Genomic DNA, 21,389 nt, shown 5'->3' on the forward strand with positions numbered 1-21,389 from the left:
TTGAGTATAGAAAAAGGAGTGAAAATCGTCAACGAATGGAGAAATATCGTGTCATTATTTCCCGAGAAATGTTTATTGAAAAACACTTGATAATAATTATCATTCTTGATAGAATGATAAAAGAAAAGAAGGAACCTGCCAGTTCCTTCATCTCAGAGAAAAATAGATTATTTTGTTTCAAATGTTTCGCAATCAGTTTCAGTATTGCGAGTCACTTCAGTCATCGTGTTTTTACCAATTTTAATGGTAGAAGCGGTACAGCTGTTTTCAGCCCAGAAACGGCAAGAGTTCACTTCACAAAGAACGTTTTGTGCCATGGGAATTCACCTCCGTGATTCATATTGAGAATGAAGCAAGCTGCCACTTGAATTCATTCAATCTAGTAGTCTCTTTATAGAAAGAGGCTGTTTGTGCTGGTTATGCACATGTTTATCATACCATCTACCCTGAAAATATACAATTTAAACTTTGAAAGAGCGAGAATATGAATCTCGCTCTTTTTTTATTTGTAAAAATAGTTAAATGCTAGGTGGCACACTCTCTCATTTCGACATATGAATAGAGTAGATTCAAAACCTGATGTCGGACAAAGTATGAGGGTACATGTACTGATTTTCCGCATAAAGATAGGGTTTTAATCAAAAATCTTCATAGAGAGATGAGGGGAGAAGATGAAAGCAGTCATTCTCTGCGGAGGAAAGGGAACGAGAATGAGTGAGGTCACACAAGCGCTTCCTAAACCACTTGCTATGATCGGAGATCGGCCTATTCTATGGCATATTATGAAAATCTATCAGTATTACGGTGTAGACGAATTTATCCTATTGCTTGGTTATAAAGGAGAGAAGATCAAAGAGTACTTTCTAAACTACGACTGGCAGCACCACAGCATGCAGCTCGATATGGCGACAGGAGAAATGAAGCTATTAGGGAAATCGGAGAACTGGAAAATCACCTTTTTAGATACAGGTGAAGATACGATGACAGGCGGACGTTTAAAGCAGGCACGGGATTACATCGGTGATGAGACCTTTATGATGACGTATGGTGATGGACTGGCCAATATCAATATGTTTCATTTGCTGAAACGTCATCAGGATCTTGGTGCAGCTGCGACTGTCACAGGCATTGAAAAGAAGTCCCAGTACGGGACACTGAAGGTGTATAACGGGATGGCACAATCCTTCTCTGAGAAGACAGACAGTATCGGGATGATCAATGGAGGATTTTTTGTGTTGTCTCCAAAGGTATTTGATTATTTGACAGACGATGACCAATGCGTGTTTGAAGCGGAGCCTCTTCAAAACCTAGCGGATGATGGAGAGCTTGCCGTTTATGAGCATCACGGATTTTGGACAGCAATTGATACGTATAAAAACCTGAAGGAAATCAACGACATGTGGACAGATGGAAAACAACCATGGAAGGTTTGGTGACAGCATGAGCGGATTTTGGAATGGAAAGAACGTATTTGTAACTGGATGTACAGGGCTGTTAGGGAGCTATCTCGTCAAGGAATTGATTGATCAAGGGGCAAACGTGACTGGCCTTGTGCGTGATCAGGTGCCTCGATCGAATTTATATCAAGGCAGTCAATTTGAAAAAATGAATGTGGTGCAAGGCGCATTAGAGGATATGCAAACGATTGAACGTGCGTTAGGAGAATATGAAATTGACACCGTCTTCCATTTGGCTGCCCAAGCCATTGTTGGGGTCGCGAATAGACATCCTGTTTCTACATTTGAAGCGAATATCTTAGGGACATGGAATGTACTGGAGGCTTGCAGAAGACAGCCGCTGATCAAACGAGTGATCGTGGCATCAAGTGACAAAGCATACGGTGATCAAGAGCAGCTTCCATATGATGAAGACATGCCATTAAACGGGAAACATCCGTATGATGTCTCGAAGAGCTGTGCAGATCTTATTTCTCATACGTACTACAACACATATGGTCTTCCGGTTTGTATTACACGCTGCGGTAATTTATACGGAGGCGGAGATTTGAATTTCAACAGAATCATTCCGCAAACCATTCAGCTTGTGTTAGAAGGGAAGGCGCCGGAAATTAGAAGTGACGGGACATTTATTCGTGATTACTTCTACATTGAAGATGCAGTGAAGGCTTATTTGCTGCTAGCTGAGAAGATGGAGGAAAAAGGGCTGGCGGGAGAAGCCTTTAACTTTAGTAACGAAATTCAGCTGACAGTGCTTGACCTTGTGGATAAGATTTTAAAGGCAATGGGAAGTGAGCTGAAGCCTCGTATTTTGAACCAAGGAACACATGAGATTAAGCATCAATATTTGTCGGCAGAGAAAGCGAGAAAGCTGCTTGATTGGAAGCCTGACTACTCCATTGATGAAGGTTTAGAGAAGACGATTGAATGGTACCGCGAATTCTTTCAAAAATAGAGGTGTAAAAAGATGAACAGCATATATTGTACGGTTCTTTCAAGTGGAAGACTTTATCAAGCCATTGCGTTTTTCTTATCGTTGAAGCAAGTAGAAGATGATGCTGTCATCAAGACGTTATGTATGGATGATGCTGCATTTGATTTGCTTCATCAAATGAATTTTCCGCATGTGGATCTTGTTCATGTACGGGAGCTCGAAACACCTGAGCTGCTAGAGAAAAAAGAGGAACGGGATGCATCGGAATATTGCTGGACCTTAAAGCCGATTTGGATTGAGTGGTTATTTGAACAGGAGCAGGCAGAGAGCGTGACTTATCTTGATGCGGATTTATTCTTTTATGAGAGCCCTCAGGTTATTTTTCAACATCAGCCGAATGCCTCTGTTTTAATTTCAAGAGGGGATATTGTCATTCCAAGCTTTGATGCTGAGGAAGTGAAGATGCTTCAGAAGCTTTTAGGCCGCTATAATTCAGGCTTTCTGCATTTTAAAGGAGATGAAGCCGGACGAAAATGCCTCAGCTGGTGGAAAGAAGAATGCTTAAAAGAATGTAAAAATGCACCGGGAGAAGGCAAGTTTGGCGATCAAGGATATCTGGATCATATGCCGAGGCTGTTTGACAATGTAGAAGATATTGAGACAAAAGGTGTGAATATTGGTCATTGGAACTATGGGCAGCATTCTTATCGGGAGGAGAATGGACGTATTCTTCTGGAGGATGGGCACCCGCTCATTTGCTATCATTTCAGCGGCTTTCGGATTGTGAGCAAGGATGAGATGCAGCAAATTCATGAAAAAGGACGAAATGACCTGCCGTTTTTCCAAGAAGCCTATCGGCAAGTGCTTCGCCATGTGATTGAATCTGTGGAGCAGGTCGATCCGCTGTTTAACGGATATGCCAAACGGGAGGAGGATGACGCATGAACGAAAAGCCAAAGGTGAGCGTCATTATTCCAAGCTATAATGCCAAAGAGCGGTTAGAAGGAAGCCTTTTTTCCTTAACACTTCAGGAAACAGATATTCCATTTGAGGTCATTGTTGCCGATAATGGCTCAACAGATGGCACGATGGAAATGCTCGAGAACATTGAAGTGAACTTTCCGTTTAAAAAGGTGCGTATTCCTGTCAATCAAGGGATTGCAAAGGGGCGTAATCATGCCATTCGCGAGGCGGAGGGAGATCTGCTCATTTTCCATGACAGTGATATGCTGGCAGAACCGAGATTTATTGAAAAGCATGCAGAGGCCCATGCTGACAGGGAGGATCTCGTTATTTGCGGTGTGTGCTGGAAGCGGATTTATCGCTATTTTTACACAGCTTTTGATAAGGATCATATGAAGCGGTTGAAAAAGCAAGGGCTGTATAAACGGAAAATGGAGGACAAAACGCCTCTTTTATCATTGGAAGAAGTCGAAAATGGTGCATTTCTTGAGAAAAGTTTCGATTTGCAGTCTGAGTTTATAGATATCCTGAAAGACATTTTAAATACGTACCACTATGATTTAGGTTCTTATGAGCTGCCATGGCGATTTTTTATTACAAATAACTCCTCTGTCAAACGGAAGCATGTCATGGCACTAGGGATGTTTGATGAAAATATCGTTCGGTACGGATTTGAGGATTATGATTTAGGGATTCGTCTGCATCAGCTTGGTCTCTCCTTTGAATTGCGAGAGGATATCATGAGCGTGCATCAAGAGCATCCAAGTAATTTAACGTCGTTTGATGACATCAAATACAACATTTTGTATATGTGTGAGAAGTACAACAATATTGATTCTATTGATGTCCATTTGGCTTTCTCCGGTCCGTTTTCTCATACTGTGACAAATGATATTGTGAAAGAAGTTCGGCAGCTGCGTGAGAATTCAGCATTTGATGACCTGTTATCTTATTTTTTAGAACTGATTCACTTGATCACAGAGCGGAATGTAGGCATCAAACGCGATAAAAAAGATATGCTGACAGCCAAGCATGTTCCTTTGAAAAAGCTGGCAGAAGCGGCGCAGCTTGCACGGCAGGAGTATGGCTGCACGGTACTTGTAGAAGCCATTCAAGGGCTGACGAAAGAGCTGTTACACGTTGATTTGTTCCAAGTGGATGTGTTGTAAATGGCGTCTTATCACTTTACAACCATTGTGTCGAATACCCACGTCTTTAAGCTTTTGGCGCTGATTCATTCGCTTGAGAAAAACGCTCATGCATTCAAGCTATCGGTTTTATGTGCAGACCCTTTGGCTTACAAGGTGTTAAAGGAGTTCCCTCACCCGAATGTTCAATATGAACAGCTTGAAAACATTGAGGATGACTCCCTGCGCAAGGCAAAAGAGGATCGTACGTTTCATGAGTATTGCTGGACATTAAAACCTGCCTTTTTGCTCAAAACTCTTGAGTTCTCAGATGCGGATTATCTTGCTCATTTGGATACGGATTTGTATTTTTATCATGATCCAGAGGCAATTTTTGCAGAGAATCCAAGCGCTCATTTATTTTTAACGGATCATATGAATTCCAAGCGGTTCTATCGTTATTACGAGTTGTCTGGCCGTTTTAATACTGGGTTTGTAGGCTGTCGTAACACAGATGTTGCCAAACAGGCAGTCACGCAATGGAAAGAAAACTGTCTTGCCCATTGTACAGTAGAAATGGATACAGAAAAAAAGACGTACGGAGATCAGCGGTATGTGGAAAGATGGGTTGATGATTTTGAAGGGGTTCATATCGTTGCATCTAAAGGAGCCAATGCGGCGATTTGGAACATTGAAAACTACAAGCTTTCAGTTGTAAAAGAGGATATGTATCTCGACGAATGTCCACTTTTGTTCTATCATTTTTCTGCCTTTACGATCATTGATGAGAAGACCTTTAATCTGAATTGGTATTACTATATGACAGAACAAAAGCTTGTGGATCACCTGTATATTCCTTATGCTGACTTGATTCATCGAAAAATCAAACAGGTGCAAAAGGTATTTCCAGAATTTAAGCAAGGGTTTATTGCAAAGAAGCATGTTCCTGATACACATTTCTATGAGATGTGAAAAAAACCGCTCATATTGATTTGAGCGGTTTTTCCTTTTATGATTCATTCCATTTGGAGATGGTTTGGTCGCTAGGAAGTAAGAAGGCTAGGATGCCTAATATCGGTAAAAAGGCAACACCGAGCATGGTAGGCGTTAAGCCAAAGGCATCAATGAATGAACCGAGGGCAACCGATCCGATTGCACCCATACCAAACGCAAGCCCAACAGTTAAACCAGACATTGTGCCAATTTTCCCGGGAAATAGTTCTTGGGCATAAACCACGGTGACAGAGAAGCTTGATGTCAAAATGAGCCCAATCAGCCCGAGTAAAACATAAGCAAAAACGGGTCCGGCAAATGGCAGCAGCAGGGCAAGCGGGAAGGATGCCAATAAGGAAACTAAAATCACGTTTTTTTTGCCAAAGCGGTCTGCAAGTGGCCCGCCTAAAAATGTCCCAATTGCACCTAGAATGAGAAATAAGAAAATATAAGTCTGTGATTCTTTAATCGTCAAACCGTATTGTTCAATCGCATAAAACGCATAGAAATTCGAAATGGCATTTCCATACCAAGAGCGGGCGAAGATGAGAAAGACGATAATGCCAAGTGCAATGAGTGCTGATTTACGATGAATATCAGATCTAGCAGCTTTTGCAGGTGTTTTTTTCGCTTGGGCCCGAATGGTTTGAAGTCTTCCGGCATACCATCTTGAAATATAAAGAAGAAAACCGACCGCTATCATTCCAACAATCGTAAACCAAGCCACGCCTGTCTGACCGAGCGGTACGAGCATTAATGCAGCGATAAGCGGAGCAAAGGCTTGACCTGTATTCCCGCCTACTTGATAGATGGACTGTGCAAGTCCTCGTCTTGGACCAGCTGCCATGTTCGCAACACGGGAGCCCTCTGGATGGAAGATCGCAGAGCCAAGTCCGATAAAGACAACGCAAAGCAGAATGGTGGCAAAAGATGGAGCAAACGCGAGTCCGAATATACCGATAGCACTTGAAAATAAAGCAATCGGAAGTGCATAAGGCATCGGCCGTTTATCTGTGTACCAACCAATAGCAGGCTGCATCACGGAGGAGACCATATTTAATGTAAAGGCAATCAGCCCTAATTGTGTAAAGGTCAGCCCCATTGAGCGTTCCAAAATAGGGAACATCGCAGGAATAACGGCTTGAAGTGTGTCGTTCAGCATATGACAAATACCAATAATCAATAGGATGGGATAAACCGTTGAACCGGTAACAGAATGTTGAGGTTTATCCTTTGTACGAGCAGCAATGGCCAATGAGACTTCCTCCCTTCATTTATCTGTTTTCTGATTTTTGCATTCTTCTCATTTTATTCATAAGGTGAACTATAAAACAATAGCAAATTGTCATGATTTAGAAAAAAAGAGACACAAGCGCTTGATTGAGCTTGTGTCTCTAAAGAGTTATTTGTAAAAAGAAGCAATCACAGGCTTCATTTTTTGAACGACGAGTCCACTGCCGCCGCGGTTTTTCACACCTTCGATCATGCCGACGAGGACGTAATCTTCTTTTTTAGGATTAAACGCAAGTAAAAATCCATTTTCAGTGCCGTCTGTTGCACCTTGTTTGCTCTTTAATTCTGCCGTTCCTGTTTTAGCGGCAATATCCGCTCCTTCGATTTGTAAGGAGTGGGCTGTTCCGTTTGGACTGGTCACGACCTTAGTCAACGCGTCTTTCACTGTGTTTGCCGAGCCTTCTTTGATGATTTGTTTTGGTGATGCTGTTTTTTCATCTTGAATCACTCGAGGGTAGACAAGCTTGCCTCCTGTGGCAAATGGAGAATAGGCATGTACTTGTTCAATCGGTGACATGAGTAATTCGCCTTGGCCATACGCCGAGTCAGCGAGTAAGATATCCGATTGAATGCCATCGTTTGATACTTGTGCAGGCTTCATTGTAAATGGCATGTGTAAGTCTTCGCCAAACCCAAATGCTTTCACTTTTTTCTCGTAGGTGTCTTTGCCGATTTCGAGTGCTTCCTGTCCAAAATAAATATTGTCTGAGTACACAAGGGCATCGACCATATTTACTTTTTCTTTATCGTGAACCCGTGTGATCCGATAATTTCCCCAAGATTGATCCTTTTGCCATTTTAGTCCGTGAATGGTACGCACTTTGTCAGGCTTTGTGACACCTGTTTCCAGCCCAATGGCTGCTGTAATGGTTTTGAATGTGGACCCTGGCGCATACCGGCTCGCATATCGAGCTTGGAATGGAAGGTCTGGATTTTCACTGTATGCCTGATATTGCTTAGGTGTAATCCCGTTTGTCATGAGATTGACATCGTAGGAAGGGGTGCTGACAAGCGCTAATAGATCGCCTGATGATGGATTCATGATTGTGACGGCCCCTTTTTCGCCTTTCAACTGATCATAGGCTTTTTTCTGTAAAGAAGCATCAATCGTCAGCTTCACTGTTTTTCCATCTTTTCGATCTGATTTTTGCAATGTTTCTTCAATACCTGTTTCATCATGGACGATGAGAATGCTTCCGCCATCTTGTCCGCGTAAGTTTTTGTCAAATGTAAATTCAAGGCCGGTTTTGCCGATGATTTGATCTGCCTTTAATGCTGGATTTCTTTTGATATCATCCGCATTTGCTTTTCCGACATACCCGGTGAGATGAGCGGCGGCTTTGTTATATGGATAGTAGCGCATTTCCTTCGTTTGATAGGTAACGCCATTTACGTCCTTTGGAATCGGCTCCTGTTTTAACATCGATTTGAGCGGGACAAACGTGTCGTCTGTGACCCATGCTTGTTTCAATTGATTGTTGATTAGTTCTTCCTCTATATCAAAAGCTTTGCTGATCTTTTTGATATTGCGTTCTTTTTCTTCTCCTGTTCCGAGCTTTCCTGGGATGACGCCAAGTGCGTTTCCACCAGTTGTTTCTGCCAGTGTACGTCCTTTTCGGTCGACAATGTTTCCGCGGACAGCAGGGTCAGCTTTGACCTTGATGGTATCTCCTTTCTCCATTTGCGGGAAGATGAGATTTGGCTTCCAGTCCACTTTCCACTTGTCGTCCTCTTCGGAAAGAACGCCCTTGTAAGACAGCTTATGCAGCTTGCCAAGAGACGTTTTCATCGTGACATCATAGGAAAATTGATACCCATTTCCTTTGTCCTGTTTTTCAACGTTGAGCTTTGAAATGTTCAGGTCATAAGCACCAATACCGTTGAAAATATTGTCGTATTTTTCGGCTAGTTGTTTTTTTGAAAAGTCATTGGCTTTCAAAGATGCACTTGTCACCTCATCTGCCAGCTTCGTAAAGTCTTTCTTCTTCATATGTTCCGTAAAGTTTTGAGCGGCTTTTAAAGCTTCTTTTTCCTTAGAGAAAAGAGTATCTTTTAAGAAAAAGAAAGCAGCAGCAACTACGATGATGCTAAGAAGAGGGATGATGACTTTTTTCTGTTTCCAAAATGATTTTCGTTGATCCGTATACAATGAAAACACCTCAATTTTTGATTAGATCCTCTATATTTTACAGTGAATGGTCGTGATTTGTATAGTTTCTCCTATGAAAATAGACCAAGGGATCATGTCAAGGTTTGGGGAATGGGGTTAAAAAACAGCTATTTCGTAATGAAAGATATCTTCATTTTTTCTTATGATTTAAAGGATTTCTTAAAAGATCATCGAATGTGAAAAATTAGAAAAAATATGACAAGCGCTTTCATTAGGGGGAATTGTTATCGTTTATAAAAAGGTGAATTTGATTGGACTTGTTCTTGGACCGACACTCTTTTTGCTCATTTTTTTTCTCATACCTGAAGATGAATTGACCTATGCTGCGAGGGTAGTCTTGGGCATTACGGTTTGGACGGCCACATGGTGGGTGACTGAAGCACTTCCCATTCCTGCTACATCTTTATTGCCCATCATCCTGCTGCCGACACTTGGCGGGCTTTCTATGGAACAAACATCAAGGTCTTATGGAGATCCGATCGTCTTTATGTACATGGGAGGATTTATGATCGCAATTGCCATTGAAAAATGGAAATTACATAGAAGAATGGCTTTACACATTTTAAGGGTGATTGGCACAAGAAGTGACCGCATTGTATTAGGTGTCATGATCGCGACTGCTTTTTTATCTATGTGGATTTCGAATGCAGCGACTGCCCTCATGATGCTGCCAGTGGCACTTGCAGTGATTAAAGAGGTTAAGACAAATGAAATCTTATCTGGTCCATCTCTTGATCGATTCAGTAAAAGCATCTTATTGTCGGTTGCGTATTCAGCGTCAATAGGAGGATTGGCGACACTTGTCGGTTCTGTGCCAAATGCGGTGTTTGCTGCGATGTCAAAAAAACTGCTAGATCGGGAGATTATGTTTTTTGAATGGTTTATGTTTGGTTTTCCTGTTGCGCTGATTCTGCTCATTCTCTTATTTTTGTATTTGACGAGGGTACAGTTTAAGGTAGAACACACAGGTGAAATGAGTGCATCGTTCATTCAAAAGGGATTAGAGGATTTAGGAAAAATGAAAAGAGAAGAAAAATGGGTATTTGTTGTTTTTCTCATGACGGCGTTCTTATGGATTTTTAAGCTCTTTTTGTTTGGAGGGATGACCGTATCTGATACGTCTATCGCCATTTTCGGTGCCATGCTGTTATTTCTCATTCCAGCAACAAATGGAGAGAGAATATTAGAATGGCAGGATATGAAACAACTGCCTTGGGGACTTTTGCTTTTGTTTGGAGGAGGGCTTTCGCTCGCTACGGGCTTTGCAGAAACCAATCTAACAGGATGGATCGGAGAAAATCTACAGCATTTAAACGGGCTTTCGTATATCATGCTGTTGATTATTTTAACGGGAGCGATTCTGTTTATGACTGAAATTATGTCAAATACGGCTGTTGCCAATATGATTATTCCGATAACGGTAGGGCTTGGGCTTGCGATTGGAATCGAGCCGTATGGGTTAATGGCCGCTGCTGCTTTGGCTTCCTCTTGCGCGTTTATGCTGCCGATATCCACACCGCCAAACGCCGCTGTCTTTAGTGCGGATGTGCTGAAAATATCAGATATGGTCAGGGCAGGCTTTTGGTTAAATATCATCAGTATTGTGGTGATTGTTCTTGCGGTCTATTTCTGGCTGCCGATTGTGCTGAAAAGCTGAGTGCATTAAGAAGAAGAAGGCTTTGATCGAATTGAGACGACCGGTGTTTTTGTTTCTTTTGGCTTCGGTGTTTGTGTGGATTTTTTGATGCGCGTTTCCTTTGGCGTGTAATAGGTTGCCCCAATATTGAGCCTGCCTTGAAGCTGGTCAATAGAAAGCTCCCCAAATTCTAAGTGGTAATCAATTTTGTCCACGTGCAGGGATTCGATATGGATGTGTGTATCTTCTGAGACAGGAGGAGCTGGTGCAGACATTTTTTGCTCAAGAGCGGCGAGTCTTTTTTCTAGCTCAACGACAGATGGGGATGGACTGGATTCAGTTTTTTTAAAGAGTGATTGAATGAAATGTTTCAAGTAGACCACAACCTTTTCTTCCGCCTTGCTCTAGTCTATGGAAAAGCTATCGCATATATACTTATAGAGATGACAAGAAAGGGGAGAAGTATATGCTGCCTACTCAGATTCACATTGCCCATATGAAAACGAATTCGATTGGCACAGGTTCATCCATGACGTTTGGCTCGACGTTTGTTCGCAATCATTGCAGTACGATCAAAAGAAACAATGGATTTGGGGAACAGAATGCTGATGGCGTGATCACGATCCTGCCAATTGAAACAATTGATGATCGTGATCAAATAGACGCAGTGAGTATCAATATTCGTCATCTATGATGATAGCAGTCGCTTTTCCTTCATCCTTTTGCAGGCGGATGTAAAGTACCCCGTCTTTAAAGGCAGCATTCATTTGACCAAGAATCATTTCTGGAAGGCGGATTTTCTTTTCAAACGGACCATACTTCCCTTGCTTTTGGCGAAAGTCCTGCTCGTTAAAAAAGGAAAAACGCTGTCCTTTCACAACCAAATATTCACCATATGATAACACCTGAACATCTTCCTTTCGGTAGCCAGGCAAGTAAATTAAGTATTGAATTTCTGTAGGGGTTTCCACCATGTCGATTGGTGGAAACGACGCATCTGATCCCCGCTGATCCTGCTGTGTGAATGTAAATGGAGATGGACCGTTTGCCATAAAGGGGGATCTTTGCTCATCGTCGAAGATCATTTTCCAAAAATCATCTCCATGCATTTGCTGGGCAATATCCATCCACTGTTTCATTTTTTCGAAGTCCATGTGAAGACCTCCCGTTAACATACTTGATGGGTGCTTGCATATACCTATAAAAAGGAGGTTTATCTGTGGTTCAACCAACTCCGTATATCAATATTAATATTTTCATGTTAAAAATTAATTCCTTTGAAAATGCGTCGGCGGTGAATGTCGGACAAAATTTGTTAGCAGAGTGGCAAAACTCAGATAAAAAAAATCAGGGTTACGGACAGAATTTTGGAGATGCCAGCGGTTTTGTCGGTACAAAAAGCCATGTAGATGATCGAGATCAAGTGGACTCACCTGCCTCTTTTTCACCAGCAGCTAAACCCATTCAAAGGAAGTGACGTGTGATGTTATTCTCACCTTCAGTCGTCAATGTCGGTGCTTTTAAAATCAATGCAATGGATCGGGGTGCATCACTGACGCTAGGACCTTATCAGCAGATTGATTATTTTCTCTCGATGAAATTGAATCAAGGTTTTGGTGAGGACAATGGAGATTGTTCACCGCTTGTCATTCCGATTTCAAGCGTGTTAGATCCAGATATGGTGGACTCAAATTCAGTCAAAAACAGCGTGGTTTAAGAAAAAAAGAGACCGGGAATCCCCGAGTCTCTTTTCTAATTTGTTTCATTCAGATGGCTTTTTCGTCTTGCATAGGTGAAATAGACAACAACACCGATGGCGATCCAGATGAGGAAGGCTCTCCATGTCTCCCATTTCAGTGTGGCAGCCAATGTCATACAAATGATCGCACTGATAATCGGAAGCACAGGCACGAACGGTACTTTAAATGCTGCTTTAAGATTCGGATGTTTTTTCCGTAAAATGATGACCGCAATGGAAATCACCGTGAAGGCTGCCAGTGTACCGATGCTGACTAAATTCGCAAGCGTCGATAAATTCACAAAACCTACGATACACGCTGCGACTGCACCTGTCAGCCAAGTGTTGGCAACGGGCGTTTGTGATTTTGGATGAACCTTTGAGAAAATATTTGGCATAAGCCCATCGCGGCTCATCGCAAAGGTTAAGCGAACCTGTGCATATACCAAGGCAATGAGAACCGTGGTAATCCCAATAATAGCACCAGCTGATATGATACCTGCCACACTATTCAGGCCAACCACTTGAAGAGCAAATGCGACAGGATCACTGACATTCAGCTTCGTATAGTGAACCATGCCTGTTAAGACAAAGGAAACCCCGATGTATAAAATGGTACAAACACCGAGCGCTCCGATAATCCCAACCGGCATCGCCTTTTGCGGATTTTTGACCTCTTCAGATGCATTAGCGATCGCATCAAATCCGAGGTAAGCAAAAAAGACGGTTGCCGCGCCTGCAATCACGCCGTTAAAGCCCATTGGCATAAACGGTGTCCAGTTTTCAGGTTTGACGTAAGCAAAGCCTGAGATGATAAAAAGTAAGACGATGGCGATTTTGATCAGCACAATGATGTTATTCAGCTTTGTGCTTTCTTTGACGCCTCTTGAGACGATAAAGGTGATGAGCAAAATAATGAGTGCGCCTGGAAGGTTAAAGACGGCCCCATCAGCGGCTCCAGGTGCAGCTGATAAAGCCTTCGGTATGTGAAGACCGAATCCGCTGAGCAGTGATTGAAAATAGGACGACCATCCACTTGCCACAGCAGAGAGGGCAATGACATATTCAAGCATGAGATCCCAGCCCATTAAAAAGGCGAGAAATTCCCCAAGTGTTGCGTAGGAATACGTATAGACGCTTCCTGACACAGGAATAGACGAGGAGAATTCAGCGTAGCAAAAAGCGGCAAGGGCGCATGCGATCGCAGCCAAAATAAAAGATATAATAATCGCAGGTCCTGCATCATTTGCCGCAGCAACCCCCGTAATGACAAAGATCCCAGTCCCGACCACACAGCCAATGCCAAGCAAGATTAAATCAAACGTATTTAATGAACGACTGAGCCGCTTCGTTTGACTTTCAAGCATGAGCTGGTCGAGAGATTTTTTTCGAAATAAAGAACTCATGTTGACCTCCTAATGGATAAATCTTTTCGTAAGACGAATGTTAGTATATGCGCAAATGATAATTTAGTCAATTGGTTGAAAAACGCTTTAAATCACTAAAGTATTAAACGTCACAACCGAAGAAGTGTATAAAAAGAGACATCCGCCGGGAGATCGAAGGCGGATGTGGTGTCAGACAATCTAAGTCTGTTCAGCAAATATTTTTTCATTGTACAGCACACTTGGATGAGTTGGATGATGGGCCGAGGAGGCACGGTGATGTATTTTGGCTTGTTCCAGGTTGCCGAGCTGATAATAACAGTAGCAAAGCTGAAGGTGAGGATACCACGTTTTATATTGTGTCAGTGTGAAGGCTGTTTCGTTTTCAGGAGCCTTCAGCGCCTGCTCATACCAAAAGATGGCTGCCTGATGTTTATTTTGTATTTTTAAATGATCCCCGATCCGGCAGCAAAATTCTGGCCGGGGCTGATCATATAAGAAGGAACGTAATAATGAGGATAAGGCTGCTTCCTCATAGCCTACCGCATAATAGCAGTCCGCTAAATATTGGCATGTGCGAATTTCATCCTCAATCCAGCACTGTTTTGTGTTTAAAAATTCATGATAAAAACGAATCGCTTTGACACGCTGACCGTTGTCTCTTAATTCATTGGCAAAGTAAAAGAGATCACGGGGCGTCATATCCTCTCCTTTTGCCAGCATGTCTTCATAAATTCGCAAGTTGCGCCCAGGCTCACCAGCAGTTGTTTTCTTGCGTTTTTGATGTGTGACGGCGATATCTGCAGGAAGGATGTTTCCATACACTTGAAGAAACTCATGAACGGCCCCGTACCACTGAAAGTTCAAGGAACGCTTCACAAGGCGATTTCTTCTATATTTGAAATTGACTTGACCGTTTTCATCGAATCCCACATGATAAAACATCGAAACAGCATCCACCGAGGGATCAAGTGTCTGCTTGAGCTGAAGCAGTTTTTGGCGGTCTTCTTCAAGCAGAACATCGTCAGCATCGAGCCATAAAATATACTCTTTCGCTGCATGTGAGAAAGCAAAGTTGCGTGCTTTTGCAAAATGCTGGACCCATTCAAAATCCAGCACTTTTGCTGAAAAGGAATGAGCGATTTCCTTCGTTTGATCTGTTGATCCTGTATCAACGATGATCATCTCATCGACAATGTCTTGAACAGACGAAAGGCAGTCCGCCAGCACCTCCTCTTCATTTTTCACAATCATACATAAGCTAATGGTTATCATCTTTAGATCACCTCTTCATAGTGTATCGAGCATCAAAAGGAAACATTCTTTTCTGCAGCGGGTTTTTTAAAACTAGTTTTCTGCTACTGGCTGATTTAAAATAAAGAAAGAATCTATGTAAGGGCTGATAAAATGAGTTTATTGAATGTTGAAGGATTATATAAAACCTATGGCGAGAAAACGCTGTTTGATCATATTTCTTTTCATATAGAACCAAAGGAACGCATCGGATTGATTGGACCAAATGGAACAGGGAAGTCAACGCTTCTAAAGGTCATTGCAGGACTTGAATCGTTTGAAGAGGGTGACATCACGAAAGCAGGGACACTTGATATCGAATTTCTCGAGCAAGATCCTGAAATGAGCGGGAATGAAACGATTCTTGACTATATTTTTTCGGGAACGGCACCAATGATTCAAACGATGAAGGCGTATGAAAAGGCACTCGCCGATTTAGAGCATGATCCGCAAAATGAGGTAAAACAAGAGGCACTGATGCGTATGCAAAATCGAATGGATCAGGAGGATGCTTGGGATGCGAACCTTTCAGCCAAAACGATTTTGACAAAGCTTGGCGTGAAGGATGTAAGCCGCTCTGTCCATGCATTATCAGGCGGACAGAAAAAACGTGTCGCCATTGCTAAAAATTTAATTCAGCCTGCTGGTTTGTTGATTTTAGATGAGCCAACCAACCATCTTGATAATGCAACGATTGAATGGCTTGAAGGATACTTAAGCCAATATAGCGGTGCTGTCATCCTCGTGACGCACGATCGTTATTTCTTAAATCGGGTGGCCAATCGGATTTATGAGTTAAATCAAGGACAGCTTTATACGTATAAAGGAAATTATGAAGTCTTTTTAGAAAAAAGAGCGGAGCGGGAAGCAGAAGCTCAGGTGAAAGAAACGAAGCGTCAAAACTTGCTTAGACGAGAGCTTGCATGGCTCAGACGAGGAGCAAAAGCAAGAACGACAAAGCAAAAAGCACGTATAGGCAGAGTCGAAGAGCTGAAGGATCAAAAAGGACCTGATGCGAAGGGAGAGCTTGATTTTGCCATTGGCTCACACCGCTTGGGAAAACAAGTGATAGAGGCAGAAGACTTATCAATTTCATTTGCTGGCCAGACCCTTGTGGAGCGGTTTACAGATTTAGTCGTGCCAGGTGATCGTATCGGATTTATCGGACCGAATGGAGTCGGCAAAACCACTTTACTGAACTGTCTAGCAGGTAAGATTGAACCGACTTCAGGACAATTGACCATTGGACAAACCGTTCGTATTGGTTACTACACGCAGGATCACAAGGAAATGAATGATGAGCTGACCATCATTGAGTACATCAAGGAAACAGCTGAGATCGTCAAGACGTCTGATGGCGCCATTGTAACAGCAGAGCAGATGCTGGAGCGCTTCCTTTTCCCAAGATCGATGCAGCGGACGTATATTCGTAAACTGTCAGGGGGAGAACGCCGCAGATTGTATTTATTGAAGGTCTTAATGGAAGAGCCGAATGTTCTCTTTTTAGATGAGCCGACGAACGACCTTGATACAGAAACCCTCAGTATTTTAGAGGATTATTTAGAGCAGTTCCCTGGCGTCGTCATCACCGTGTCCCATGATCGTTATTTCTTAGACCGAGTGGTTCACCGCCTGCTTGTCTTTGAAGGAAATGGGCGAATCTCACACTTCCAAGGTGCATACAGCGATTATATGGAACAGGAAAAAGAGCAGAAACGGACAGAGACAAAGCCTGCTGAAAAACAAGTAGAAGCTGCGCCTAAAAAGAGAAAAAAACTTTCTTATAAAGACCAGCTTGAATGGGATGGGATTGAAGACCGGATACAAGCATTAGAGGAAAAACATCAGCAGCTTGAAGCCAGCATTGCAGAGGCAGGCAGTGATTTTGGGAAAATTCAAGAGCTGATGGACGAACAAAAAGCCGTTGCGGAAGAATTAGAACAAGCAATGGACCGCTGGACAGAACTATCTCTTATGATTGAGGAAATGAATGAATAAAGATGTGGAAATAAAAAACCTGTAGAGCGATCTACAGGTTTTTTTGATAGGAGCATTTGGCATACGCATCATGCTGGTGGATGGATTCCTCATTACGACACTCGACTTGAAAGCCTCTGATCCATGGCTGCTCATATAATTCAATGGCAATTAACCTTGTGATATCTTCTACAAAGCGCGGATTTTCATAAGCCTCTTCTGTCACTTTCTTTTCATCAGGTCTTTTGAGCACGGGATAAAGCGGTGCGCTCGCATTGGACTCAATGATATGTAAAAGAGCGGTCTTGATGTCGTCAGGGAGCGCTACTTGTTCAAACAACTCTACTTGAATGGAAACAGACCCACGCTGATTATGGGCACCATATTCACTGATTTCTTTGGAACAGGGACATAATGTCGTGACCTGTGCATCGCACCCAACGTGACAGGTCCATCCGTCCTTTTCATGAAAATGGACGTCATATTTGACAGTTGCATGCATCAAGCCTGACCGCCCGGTGACTGGACTCTGTTTTTCCATGTACCATGGAAATGAAACTTGAATGGAAGCAGAGGATTGATTCATTTTCCGGGCGAGCGCTGCCGTCAATTCTTTTAGGGTATTCACATCAAGAGGCTTGCTGCTCTCATAAAACGAGTGCAGCTGTTCAGTGAGACGGCTCATATGAATGCCTTTTTGATGGGCTGGCAGGGATGTGCTCAGTGAGAATTCAGCAGTGGTTGTTTGGCGCTGTGGTGCTGTTTTAGATACGATATGTATGGGATAGGACATGCGGCAGATCCCGACTTGTTCAAGATGAAAATAAAAGTCCTGCTCTGTTTTTTGAATGTCAGACATGTCCTCTTTTTGCCAAGGCTTTGTGCCAAGACTTGGCGGTACTGATCCAAATAGCTGGTGCCGTTCTACTTTAGGTGGAAATGAGCGCATATAGTACCTCCTGTAAATCGTAATTATTACTATTTATTTTGCGATAACATATGAAATAAATCAAGTGTTAAAACTTTGACGTTTACGTTAAGGTTATAAAGGTGTATAATAAAACATGAATTGATGAGCAGGAGGCACTGGCGATGGAATGGATGAAAATTGATCAAGTGGCGAAAAGAAGCGGACTGACAAAACGGACGATTCGTTTCTATGAAGAGATTGGTTTATTATCAGCACCAAAGCGGACTGAGGGCGGTGTCAGACTTTACTCAGAGGACGATATGGAAGAGCTAGAGAAAGTGATGCAGGCAAAAGAGGTACTCGGTTTTTCTTTACAGGAGCTTCAATCGTTTATGGAAATCGGAAAGCAGCTAGAGTTGAATAAAGAAGGCTACTTGCTGTCGCTTGATCCGAAGGAACGATTAGAGAAGCTTTTAGATATTGATGCGCAGCTCAACATACAGCATCAATTGATAACAAAAAAGCTTGAAACGATTCAATCCTTTAAAAAGGATCTTGAAGCGATGAAAGAAAGAGCGGCTCATGCAATTGAGCAACTACAAAAATAAACACCTCTGCGTGTTTATTTTATTTTGTCAACATTTGAAGGAAAGGTTCTGATGGAATGAAGGAAGAAGAAGTGTTGAAACAGCGTACAAGTCTGCTTAGGCAGCCAAAAGCCGTTTGGGCTGTTGCCTTTGCGTGTGTGATTTCGTTTATGGGAATAGGACTCGTCGACCCGATCCTGCCAGCCATTGCATCGCAATTACACGCATCTCCAAGCCAGGTCTCTCTTTTATTTACAAGCTACTTACTTGTGACCGGCTTTGTGATGTTCTTTACCGGCTTTATTTCTAGTCGGATTGGTGCGAAATGGACGTTATTAGTTGGACTCATTTTTATTATTGTTTTTTCTGCTTTAGGTGGTACTTCTTCAACGATTAATGAATTAATTGGCTTTAGAGGCGGATGGGGCATTGGGAATGCTTTATTTATTTCAACTGCACTCTCTGTCATTGTTGGTGTATCTGTTGGAGGAAGTGCGAAGGCTATTATTTTATACGAGGCAGCACTAGGTCTTGGGATATCGGTTGGACCGCTGCTTGGCGGTGAGCTTGGCACAATTTCTTGGCGCGGGCCTTTCTTTGGTGTTGCCGTGTTAATGCTTATTGCTCTTTTAGCGATTACCTTTATGCTTCCACCTATGCAAAAGCCGCAGAAAAAAGTGAAATTATTTGAGGCTGTCGGGGCGTTAAAATATAAAGGGCTTTTAACGATGGCATCTGCCGCTTTCTTATACAATTTCGGTTTCTTTGTGCTTTTAGCGTATTCGCCATTTGTGCTCCATCTTGATGAGCATGGACTTGGATATGTCTTTTTTGGATGGGGGCTATTCTTGGCTGTGACCTCTGTCTTCTCAGCGCCAGTCATTCATCGCAAACTTGGGACATTGACCTCGCTTGTCGTTCTGTTTGCTTCGTTTGCTGTGATTTTATTCGGTATTGGGGTATGGACGTCTCATGCTGTGGTCGTGATCTGCGGAATTGTCATTGCTGGGGGAATTCTCGGTATGATCAATACAGTGCTCACGACAGCTGTGATGGGGTCAGCACCGGTTGAACGTTCAATTGCTTCATCCTCTTACAGTGCTGTACGATTTATTGGGGGCGCGATTGCTCCTTGGATTGCCGGAGTTCTCGCTGAATCCTATACAGCAAGTACACCTTATTATGTCGGGGCTGCTGTGGTTCTCTTAGGCATGATCATCCTCCTCCTTGGACGTAAGCATTTGGTGAATATCCAAGCAGGTCATTAATGAGAAAAAGCCTTATATCTTTAGAAGATATAAGGCTTTTTTGTCGTTATAATACTTTTGTTGTCCAAGATTCGCAATTCCAAGTTTCGGTTGCCACATCTTGATAAAATTCAGGTTCGTGAGAAATCAATAAGACGCTGCCTTTATATTCTTTTAACGCGCGTTTTAGTTCTTCTTTTGCATCGACATCTAAGTGGTTTGTCGGCTCATCGAGAACAAGTAAGTTGGTTTCTTCGTTGATCAGCTTGCAAAGACGGACCTTTGCTTTTTCTCCTCCACTTAAAACAGATACACGGCTTTCAATATGTTTTGTCGTTAATCCGCATTTTGCAAGAGCGGCTCTGACTTCATATTGCGTGTAAGAAGGGAAGGTGCTCCATACTTCTTCAATACAAGTATTGCTGTTCTGCTCTTTTACTTCTTGCTCAAAGTAGCCAATATGCAAGAATTCTCCACGTTCCACCTCACCAGAAATAGGTGTGATTTCCCCAAGAAGACTTCGGAGCAGCGTCGTTTTACCGATACCGTTAGCACCGTACAACGCAATTTTTTGCCCGCGTTCCATTTTCAAATTCAATGGGCGGGAGAGCGGTTCATCATAACCGATGACCAAATCTTTCGTTTCAAAAATCAGTTTCCCAGAAGTACGTGCCGGTTTAAAATGGAATTCAGGTTTTGGCTTTTCTGCTGCGAGTTCAATCATATCCATCTTATCCAGTTTCTTTTGGCGGGACATCGCCATATTTCTTGTGCTGACACGTGCTTTGTTTCTTGCGACAAAATCCTTTAGTTCAGCCACTTCCTGCTGCTGTCTTTTATAGGCTGCTTCGAGCTGCTGCTTTTTGACTTCGTACACTTGTTTAAATTGGTCGTAGTCGCCAACATAGCGCGTGAGTTCTTGATTTTCAACATGATAAATCAAGTTGATGACACTGTTTAAAAACGGAATATCATGTGAAATGAGGATAAACGCATTTTCATATTCTTGTAAATAACGCTTCAGCCACTCAATATGCTGCTCATCCAAATAGTTGGTCGGCTCATCGAGAAGGAGAATTTCTGGCTTCTCTAACAGCAATTTCGCTAGCAGCACCTTCGTACGCTGACCGCCGCTGAGCTCCGTCACATCACGGTCCAGCCCGAGATCCGTTAAGCCAAGACCTCTTGCAATCTCCTCGACCTTAGAATCAATGATATAGAAATCATTGTTTGTCAGTGCATCCTGAATGACGCCCACTTCCTCTAACAGCTTTTCCAGCTCATCAGGATCGGCTTCACCCATTTTGCCATAAATGTCATTCATCGCGGCTTCCATTGAAAATAAATAATGGAATGCATCCTGAAGGACTTCACGGATCGTTCTTCCCTTTTCTAGCACGGTATGCTGATCAAGATAGCCGACACGGACATTTTTCGCCCATTCGACTTTTCCTGCATCTGGCTCCAGCTTGCCAGTAATAATATTCATAAACGTTGACTTTCCTTCACCGTTGGCGCCGATTAAGCCGACATGCTCGCCTTTTAATAAACGGAAGGACACTTCGTGGAAAATGGCTCTGTCGCCAAAGCCATGACTTAAATCTTTAACAGATAATATCATTTTTTACACCTCAAATAGATTCAAAACGGCTAGTGCCTCTCATGATTATATCGAACTG

21 protein-coding genes are annotated in these 21,389 nt (G+C 42.6%); 12 read left to right on the forward strand and 9 right to left on the reverse strand.

Annotated elements, in window-relative coordinates; all coding sequences use genetic code 11:
* Positions 1 to 167: 167 nt before the first annotated feature.
* Positions 168 to 317: a DUF1540 domain-containing protein gene (locus ACN6NB_RS03340; RefSeq protein ID WP_072367870.1), complete on the reverse strand. Its 150-nt coding sequence runs from the start codon at positions 315 to 317 to the stop codon at positions 168 to 170.
* Between the two features lie 354 nt (positions 318 to 671).
* On the opposite strand from ACN6NB_RS03340, the gene rfbF reads away from it, so the two are divergent.
* From rfbF to ACN6NB_RS03365, 5 genes are read left to right on the forward strand one after another with little or no spacing between them, the layout of a single operon-like run.
* Positions 672 to 1,436 carry a glucose-1-phosphate cytidylyltransferase gene (gene rfbF, locus ACN6NB_RS03345; RefSeq protein ID WP_058837819.1) on the forward strand — a complete coding sequence of 255 codons (765 nt, stop codon included), beginning with the start codon at positions 672 to 674 and terminating at the stop codon, positions 1,434 to 1,436.
* Positions 1,437 to 1,440: 4 nt separating this feature from the next.
* Positions 1,441 to 2,412: a GDP-mannose 4,6-dehydratase gene (locus ACN6NB_RS03350; protein WP_039177044.1), complete on the forward strand. Its 972-nt coding sequence runs from the start codon at positions 1,441 to 1,443 to the stop codon at positions 2,410 to 2,412.
* 12 nt (positions 2,413 to 2,424) lie between these two features.
* The gene (locus ACN6NB_RS03355; RefSeq protein WP_126681368.1) at positions 2,425 to 3,336 is read left to right on the forward strand and encodes a putative nucleotide-diphospho-sugar transferase; all 912 of its coding nucleotides are present in this window, start codon (positions 2,425 to 2,427) and stop codon (positions 3,334 to 3,336) included.
* Positions 3,333 to 4,523 (forward strand): glycosyltransferase family 2 protein, encoded by a 1,191-nt coding sequence (locus tag ACN6NB_RS03360; RefSeq protein WP_039177049.1) that lies wholly within the window; start codon positions 3,333 to 3,335, stop codon positions 4,521 to 4,523. Before ACN6NB_RS03355 ends, ACN6NB_RS03360 begins: the two co-directional genes overlap by 4 nt.
* Positions 4,524 to 5,453, forward strand: coding sequence for a putative nucleotide-diphospho-sugar transferase (locus ACN6NB_RS03365; RefSeq protein WP_474253233.1), 930 nt, complete (start codon positions 4,524 to 4,526; stop codon positions 5,451 to 5,453).
* A 37-nt stretch (positions 5,454 to 5,490) separates the two neighbouring features.
* Here ACN6NB_RS03365 and ACN6NB_RS03370 read toward each other — a convergent pair whose 3' ends face one another.
* Positions 5,491 to 6,729, reverse strand: coding sequence for an MFS transporter (locus ACN6NB_RS03370; RefSeq protein ID WP_126681366.1), 1,239 nt, complete (start codon positions 6,727 to 6,729; stop codon positions 5,491 to 5,493).
* A 147-nt stretch (positions 6,730 to 6,876) separates the two neighbouring features.
* Positions 6,877 to 8,916 carry a penicillin-binding protein PBP4(5) gene (gene pbp4 / locus ACN6NB_RS03375; RefSeq protein WP_144491773.1) on the reverse strand — a complete coding sequence of 680 codons (2,040 nt, stop codon included), beginning with the start codon at positions 8,914 to 8,916 and terminating at the stop codon, positions 6,877 to 6,879.
* A gap of 262 nt (positions 8,917 to 9,178) precedes the next feature.
* On the opposite strand from pbp4, the gene ACN6NB_RS03380 reads away from it, so the two are divergent.
* The gene (locus ACN6NB_RS03380) at positions 9,179 to 10,594 is read left to right on the forward strand and encodes an SLC13 family permease (protein ID WP_474253234.1); all 1,416 of its coding nucleotides are present in this window, start codon (positions 9,179 to 9,181) and stop codon (positions 10,592 to 10,594) included.
* Positions 10,595 to 10,599: 5 nt separating this feature from the next.
* On the opposite strand, the gene ACN6NB_RS03385 is transcribed toward ACN6NB_RS03380, so the two are convergent.
* Entirely contained in the window at positions 10,600 to 10,956 is a 357-nt protein-coding gene (locus ACN6NB_RS03385) for a hypothetical protein (protein ID WP_144490792.1), read from the reverse strand.
* An 83-nt stretch (positions 10,957 to 11,039) separates the two neighbouring features.
* On the opposite strand from ACN6NB_RS03385, the gene ACN6NB_RS03390 reads away from it, so the two are divergent.
* Complete coding sequence (locus tag ACN6NB_RS03390; RefSeq protein WP_039177063.1) at positions 11,040 to 11,267, forward strand: hypothetical protein; 228 nt, start codon at positions 11,040 to 11,042, stop codon at positions 11,265 to 11,267.
* Here ACN6NB_RS03390 and ACN6NB_RS03395 read toward each other — a convergent pair.
* Positions 11,248 to 11,727, reverse strand: coding sequence for an Hsp20/alpha crystallin family protein (locus ACN6NB_RS03395; protein ID WP_039177065.1), 480 nt, complete (start codon positions 11,725 to 11,727; stop codon positions 11,248 to 11,250). The two genes, ACN6NB_RS03390 and ACN6NB_RS03395, sit on opposite strands and share 20 nt — an antisense overlap.
* Before the next feature lie 65 nt (positions 11,728 to 11,792).
* Between ACN6NB_RS03395 and ACN6NB_RS03400 the strand changes: the two genes are divergently transcribed.
* Together ACN6NB_RS03400 and ACN6NB_RS03405 are read left to right on the forward strand one after the other, a co-directional pair.
* A complete protein-coding gene (locus tag ACN6NB_RS03400; protein ID WP_003213975.1) occupies positions 11,793 to 12,050 on the forward strand; it encodes a hypothetical protein in 258 nt (85 codons plus the stop codon).
* Positions 12,051 to 12,056: 6 nt separating this feature from the next.
* A complete protein-coding gene (locus ACN6NB_RS03405) occupies positions 12,057 to 12,290 on the forward strand; it encodes a hypothetical protein (RefSeq protein WP_024424583.1) in 234 nt (77 codons plus the stop codon).
* Between the two features lie 35 nt (positions 12,291 to 12,325).
* Here the strand turns inward: ACN6NB_RS03405 and ACN6NB_RS03410 are convergent, their stop codons facing one another.
* Both ACN6NB_RS03410 and ACN6NB_RS03415 read right to left on the reverse strand, forming a co-directional pair.
* The gene (locus ACN6NB_RS03410) at positions 12,326 to 13,717 is read right to left on the reverse strand and encodes an amino acid permease (RefSeq protein WP_039177068.1); all 1,392 of its coding nucleotides are present in this window, start codon (positions 13,715 to 13,717) and stop codon (positions 12,326 to 12,328) included.
* A 180-nt stretch (positions 13,718 to 13,897) separates the two neighbouring features.
* Positions 13,898 to 14,971 (reverse strand): tetratricopeptide repeat-containing glycosyltransferase family 2 protein, encoded by a 1,074-nt coding sequence (locus tag ACN6NB_RS03415; protein WP_144490795.1) that lies wholly within the window; start codon positions 14,969 to 14,971, stop codon positions 13,898 to 13,900.
* Positions 14,972 to 15,103: 132 nt separating this feature from the next.
* Between ACN6NB_RS03415 and ACN6NB_RS03420 the strand changes: the two genes are divergently transcribed.
* Positions 15,104 to 16,987 carry an ABC-F family ATP-binding cassette domain-containing protein gene (locus tag ACN6NB_RS03420; RefSeq protein WP_126681365.1) on the forward strand — a complete coding sequence of 628 codons (1,884 nt, stop codon included), beginning with the start codon at positions 15,104 to 15,106 and terminating at the stop codon, positions 16,985 to 16,987.
* Positions 16,988 to 17,018: 31 nt separating this feature from the next.
* Here the strand turns inward: ACN6NB_RS03420 and folE2 are convergent, their stop codons facing one another.
* Positions 17,019 to 17,915 (reverse strand): GTP cyclohydrolase FolE2, encoded by an 897-nt coding sequence (gene folE2, locus ACN6NB_RS03425; protein WP_144490796.1) that lies wholly within the window; start codon positions 17,913 to 17,915, stop codon positions 17,019 to 17,021.
* Between the two features lie 143 nt (positions 17,916 to 18,058).
* Between folE2 and ACN6NB_RS03430 the strand changes: the two genes are divergently transcribed.
* A complete protein-coding gene (locus ACN6NB_RS03430) occupies positions 18,059 to 18,484 on the forward strand; it encodes a MerR family transcriptional regulator (protein ID WP_041087175.1) in 426 nt (141 codons plus the stop codon).
* Positions 18,485 to 18,540: 56 nt separating this feature from the next.
* Positions 18,541 to 19,731, forward strand: a complete 1,191-nt coding sequence (locus tag ACN6NB_RS03435; RefSeq protein ID WP_039177075.1) for an MFS transporter — start codon at positions 18,541 to 18,543, stop codon at positions 19,729 to 19,731.
* Between the two features lie 46 nt (positions 19,732 to 19,777).
* Here ACN6NB_RS03435 and ACN6NB_RS03440 read toward each other — a convergent pair whose 3' ends face one another.
* Complete coding sequence (locus ACN6NB_RS03440) at positions 19,778 to 21,331, reverse strand: ABC-F family ATP-binding cassette domain-containing protein (RefSeq protein ID WP_024426645.1); 1,554 nt, start codon at positions 21,329 to 21,331, stop codon at positions 19,778 to 19,780.
* Positions 21,332 to 21,389 lie beyond the last annotated feature (58 nt).

Source organism: Bacillus sp. 11B20 (assembly GCF_056098985.1).

Bases quoted from the DNA above. Each gene is read 5' to 3' on its own strand.
- ACN6NB_RS03435 (WP_039177075.1), top strand. From the start codon at position 18,541: ATGAAGGAAGAAGAAGTGTTGAAACAGCGTACAAGTCTGCTTAGGCAG.
- ACN6NB_RS03415 (WP_144490795.1), bottom strand. From the start codon at position 14,971: ATGATAACCATTAGCTTATGTATGATTGTGAAAAATGAAGAGGAGGTG.
- ACN6NB_RS03350 (WP_039177044.1), top strand. From the start codon at position 1,441: ATGAGCGGATTTTGGAATGGAAAGAACGTATTTGTAACTGGATGTACA.
- ACN6NB_RS03365 (WP_474253233.1), top strand. From the start codon at position 4,524: ATGGCGTCTTATCACTTTACAACCATTGTGTCGAATACCCACGTCTTT.
- rfbF (WP_058837819.1), top strand. From the start codon at position 672: ATGAAAGCAGTCATTCTCTGCGGAGGAAAGGGAACGAGAATGAGTGAG.
- ACN6NB_RS03355 (WP_126681368.1), top strand. From the start codon at position 2,425: ATGAACAGCATATATTGTACGGTTCTTTCAAGTGGAAGACTTTATCAA.
- folE2 (WP_144490796.1), bottom strand. From the start codon at position 17,915: ATGCGCTCATTTCCACCTAAAGTAGAACGGCACCAGCTATTTGGATCA.
- ACN6NB_RS03430 (WP_041087175.1), top strand. From the start codon at position 18,059: ATGGAATGGATGAAAATTGATCAAGTGGCGAAAAGAAGCGGACTGACA.
- ACN6NB_RS03340 (WP_072367870.1), bottom strand. From the start codon at position 317: ATGGCACAAAACGTTCTTTGTGAAGTGAACTCTTGCCGTTTCTGGGCT.
- ACN6NB_RS03410 (WP_039177068.1), bottom strand. From the start codon at position 13,717: ATGAGTTCTTTATTTCGAAAAAAATCTCTCGACCAGCTCATGCTTGAA.
- ACN6NB_RS03420 (WP_126681365.1), top strand. From the start codon at position 15,104: ATGAGTTTATTGAATGTTGAAGGATTATATAAAACCTATGGCGAGAAA.
- ACN6NB_RS03440 (WP_024426645.1), bottom strand. From the start codon at position 21,331: ATGATATTATCTGTTAAAGATTTAAGTCATGGCTTTGGCGACAGAGCC.
- ACN6NB_RS03360 (WP_039177049.1), top strand. From the start codon at position 3,333: ATGAACGAAAAGCCAAAGGTGAGCGTCATTATTCCAAGCTATAATGCC.
- ACN6NB_RS03390 (WP_039177063.1), top strand. From the start codon at position 11,040: ATGCTGCCTACTCAGATTCACATTGCCCATATGAAAACGAATTCGATT.
- ACN6NB_RS03405 (WP_024424583.1), top strand. From the start codon at position 12,057: ATGTTATTCTCACCTTCAGTCGTCAATGTCGGTGCTTTTAAAATCAAT.
- ACN6NB_RS03395 (WP_039177065.1), bottom strand. From the start codon at position 11,727: ATGGACTTCGAAAAAATGAAACAGTGGATGGATATTGCCCAGCAAATG.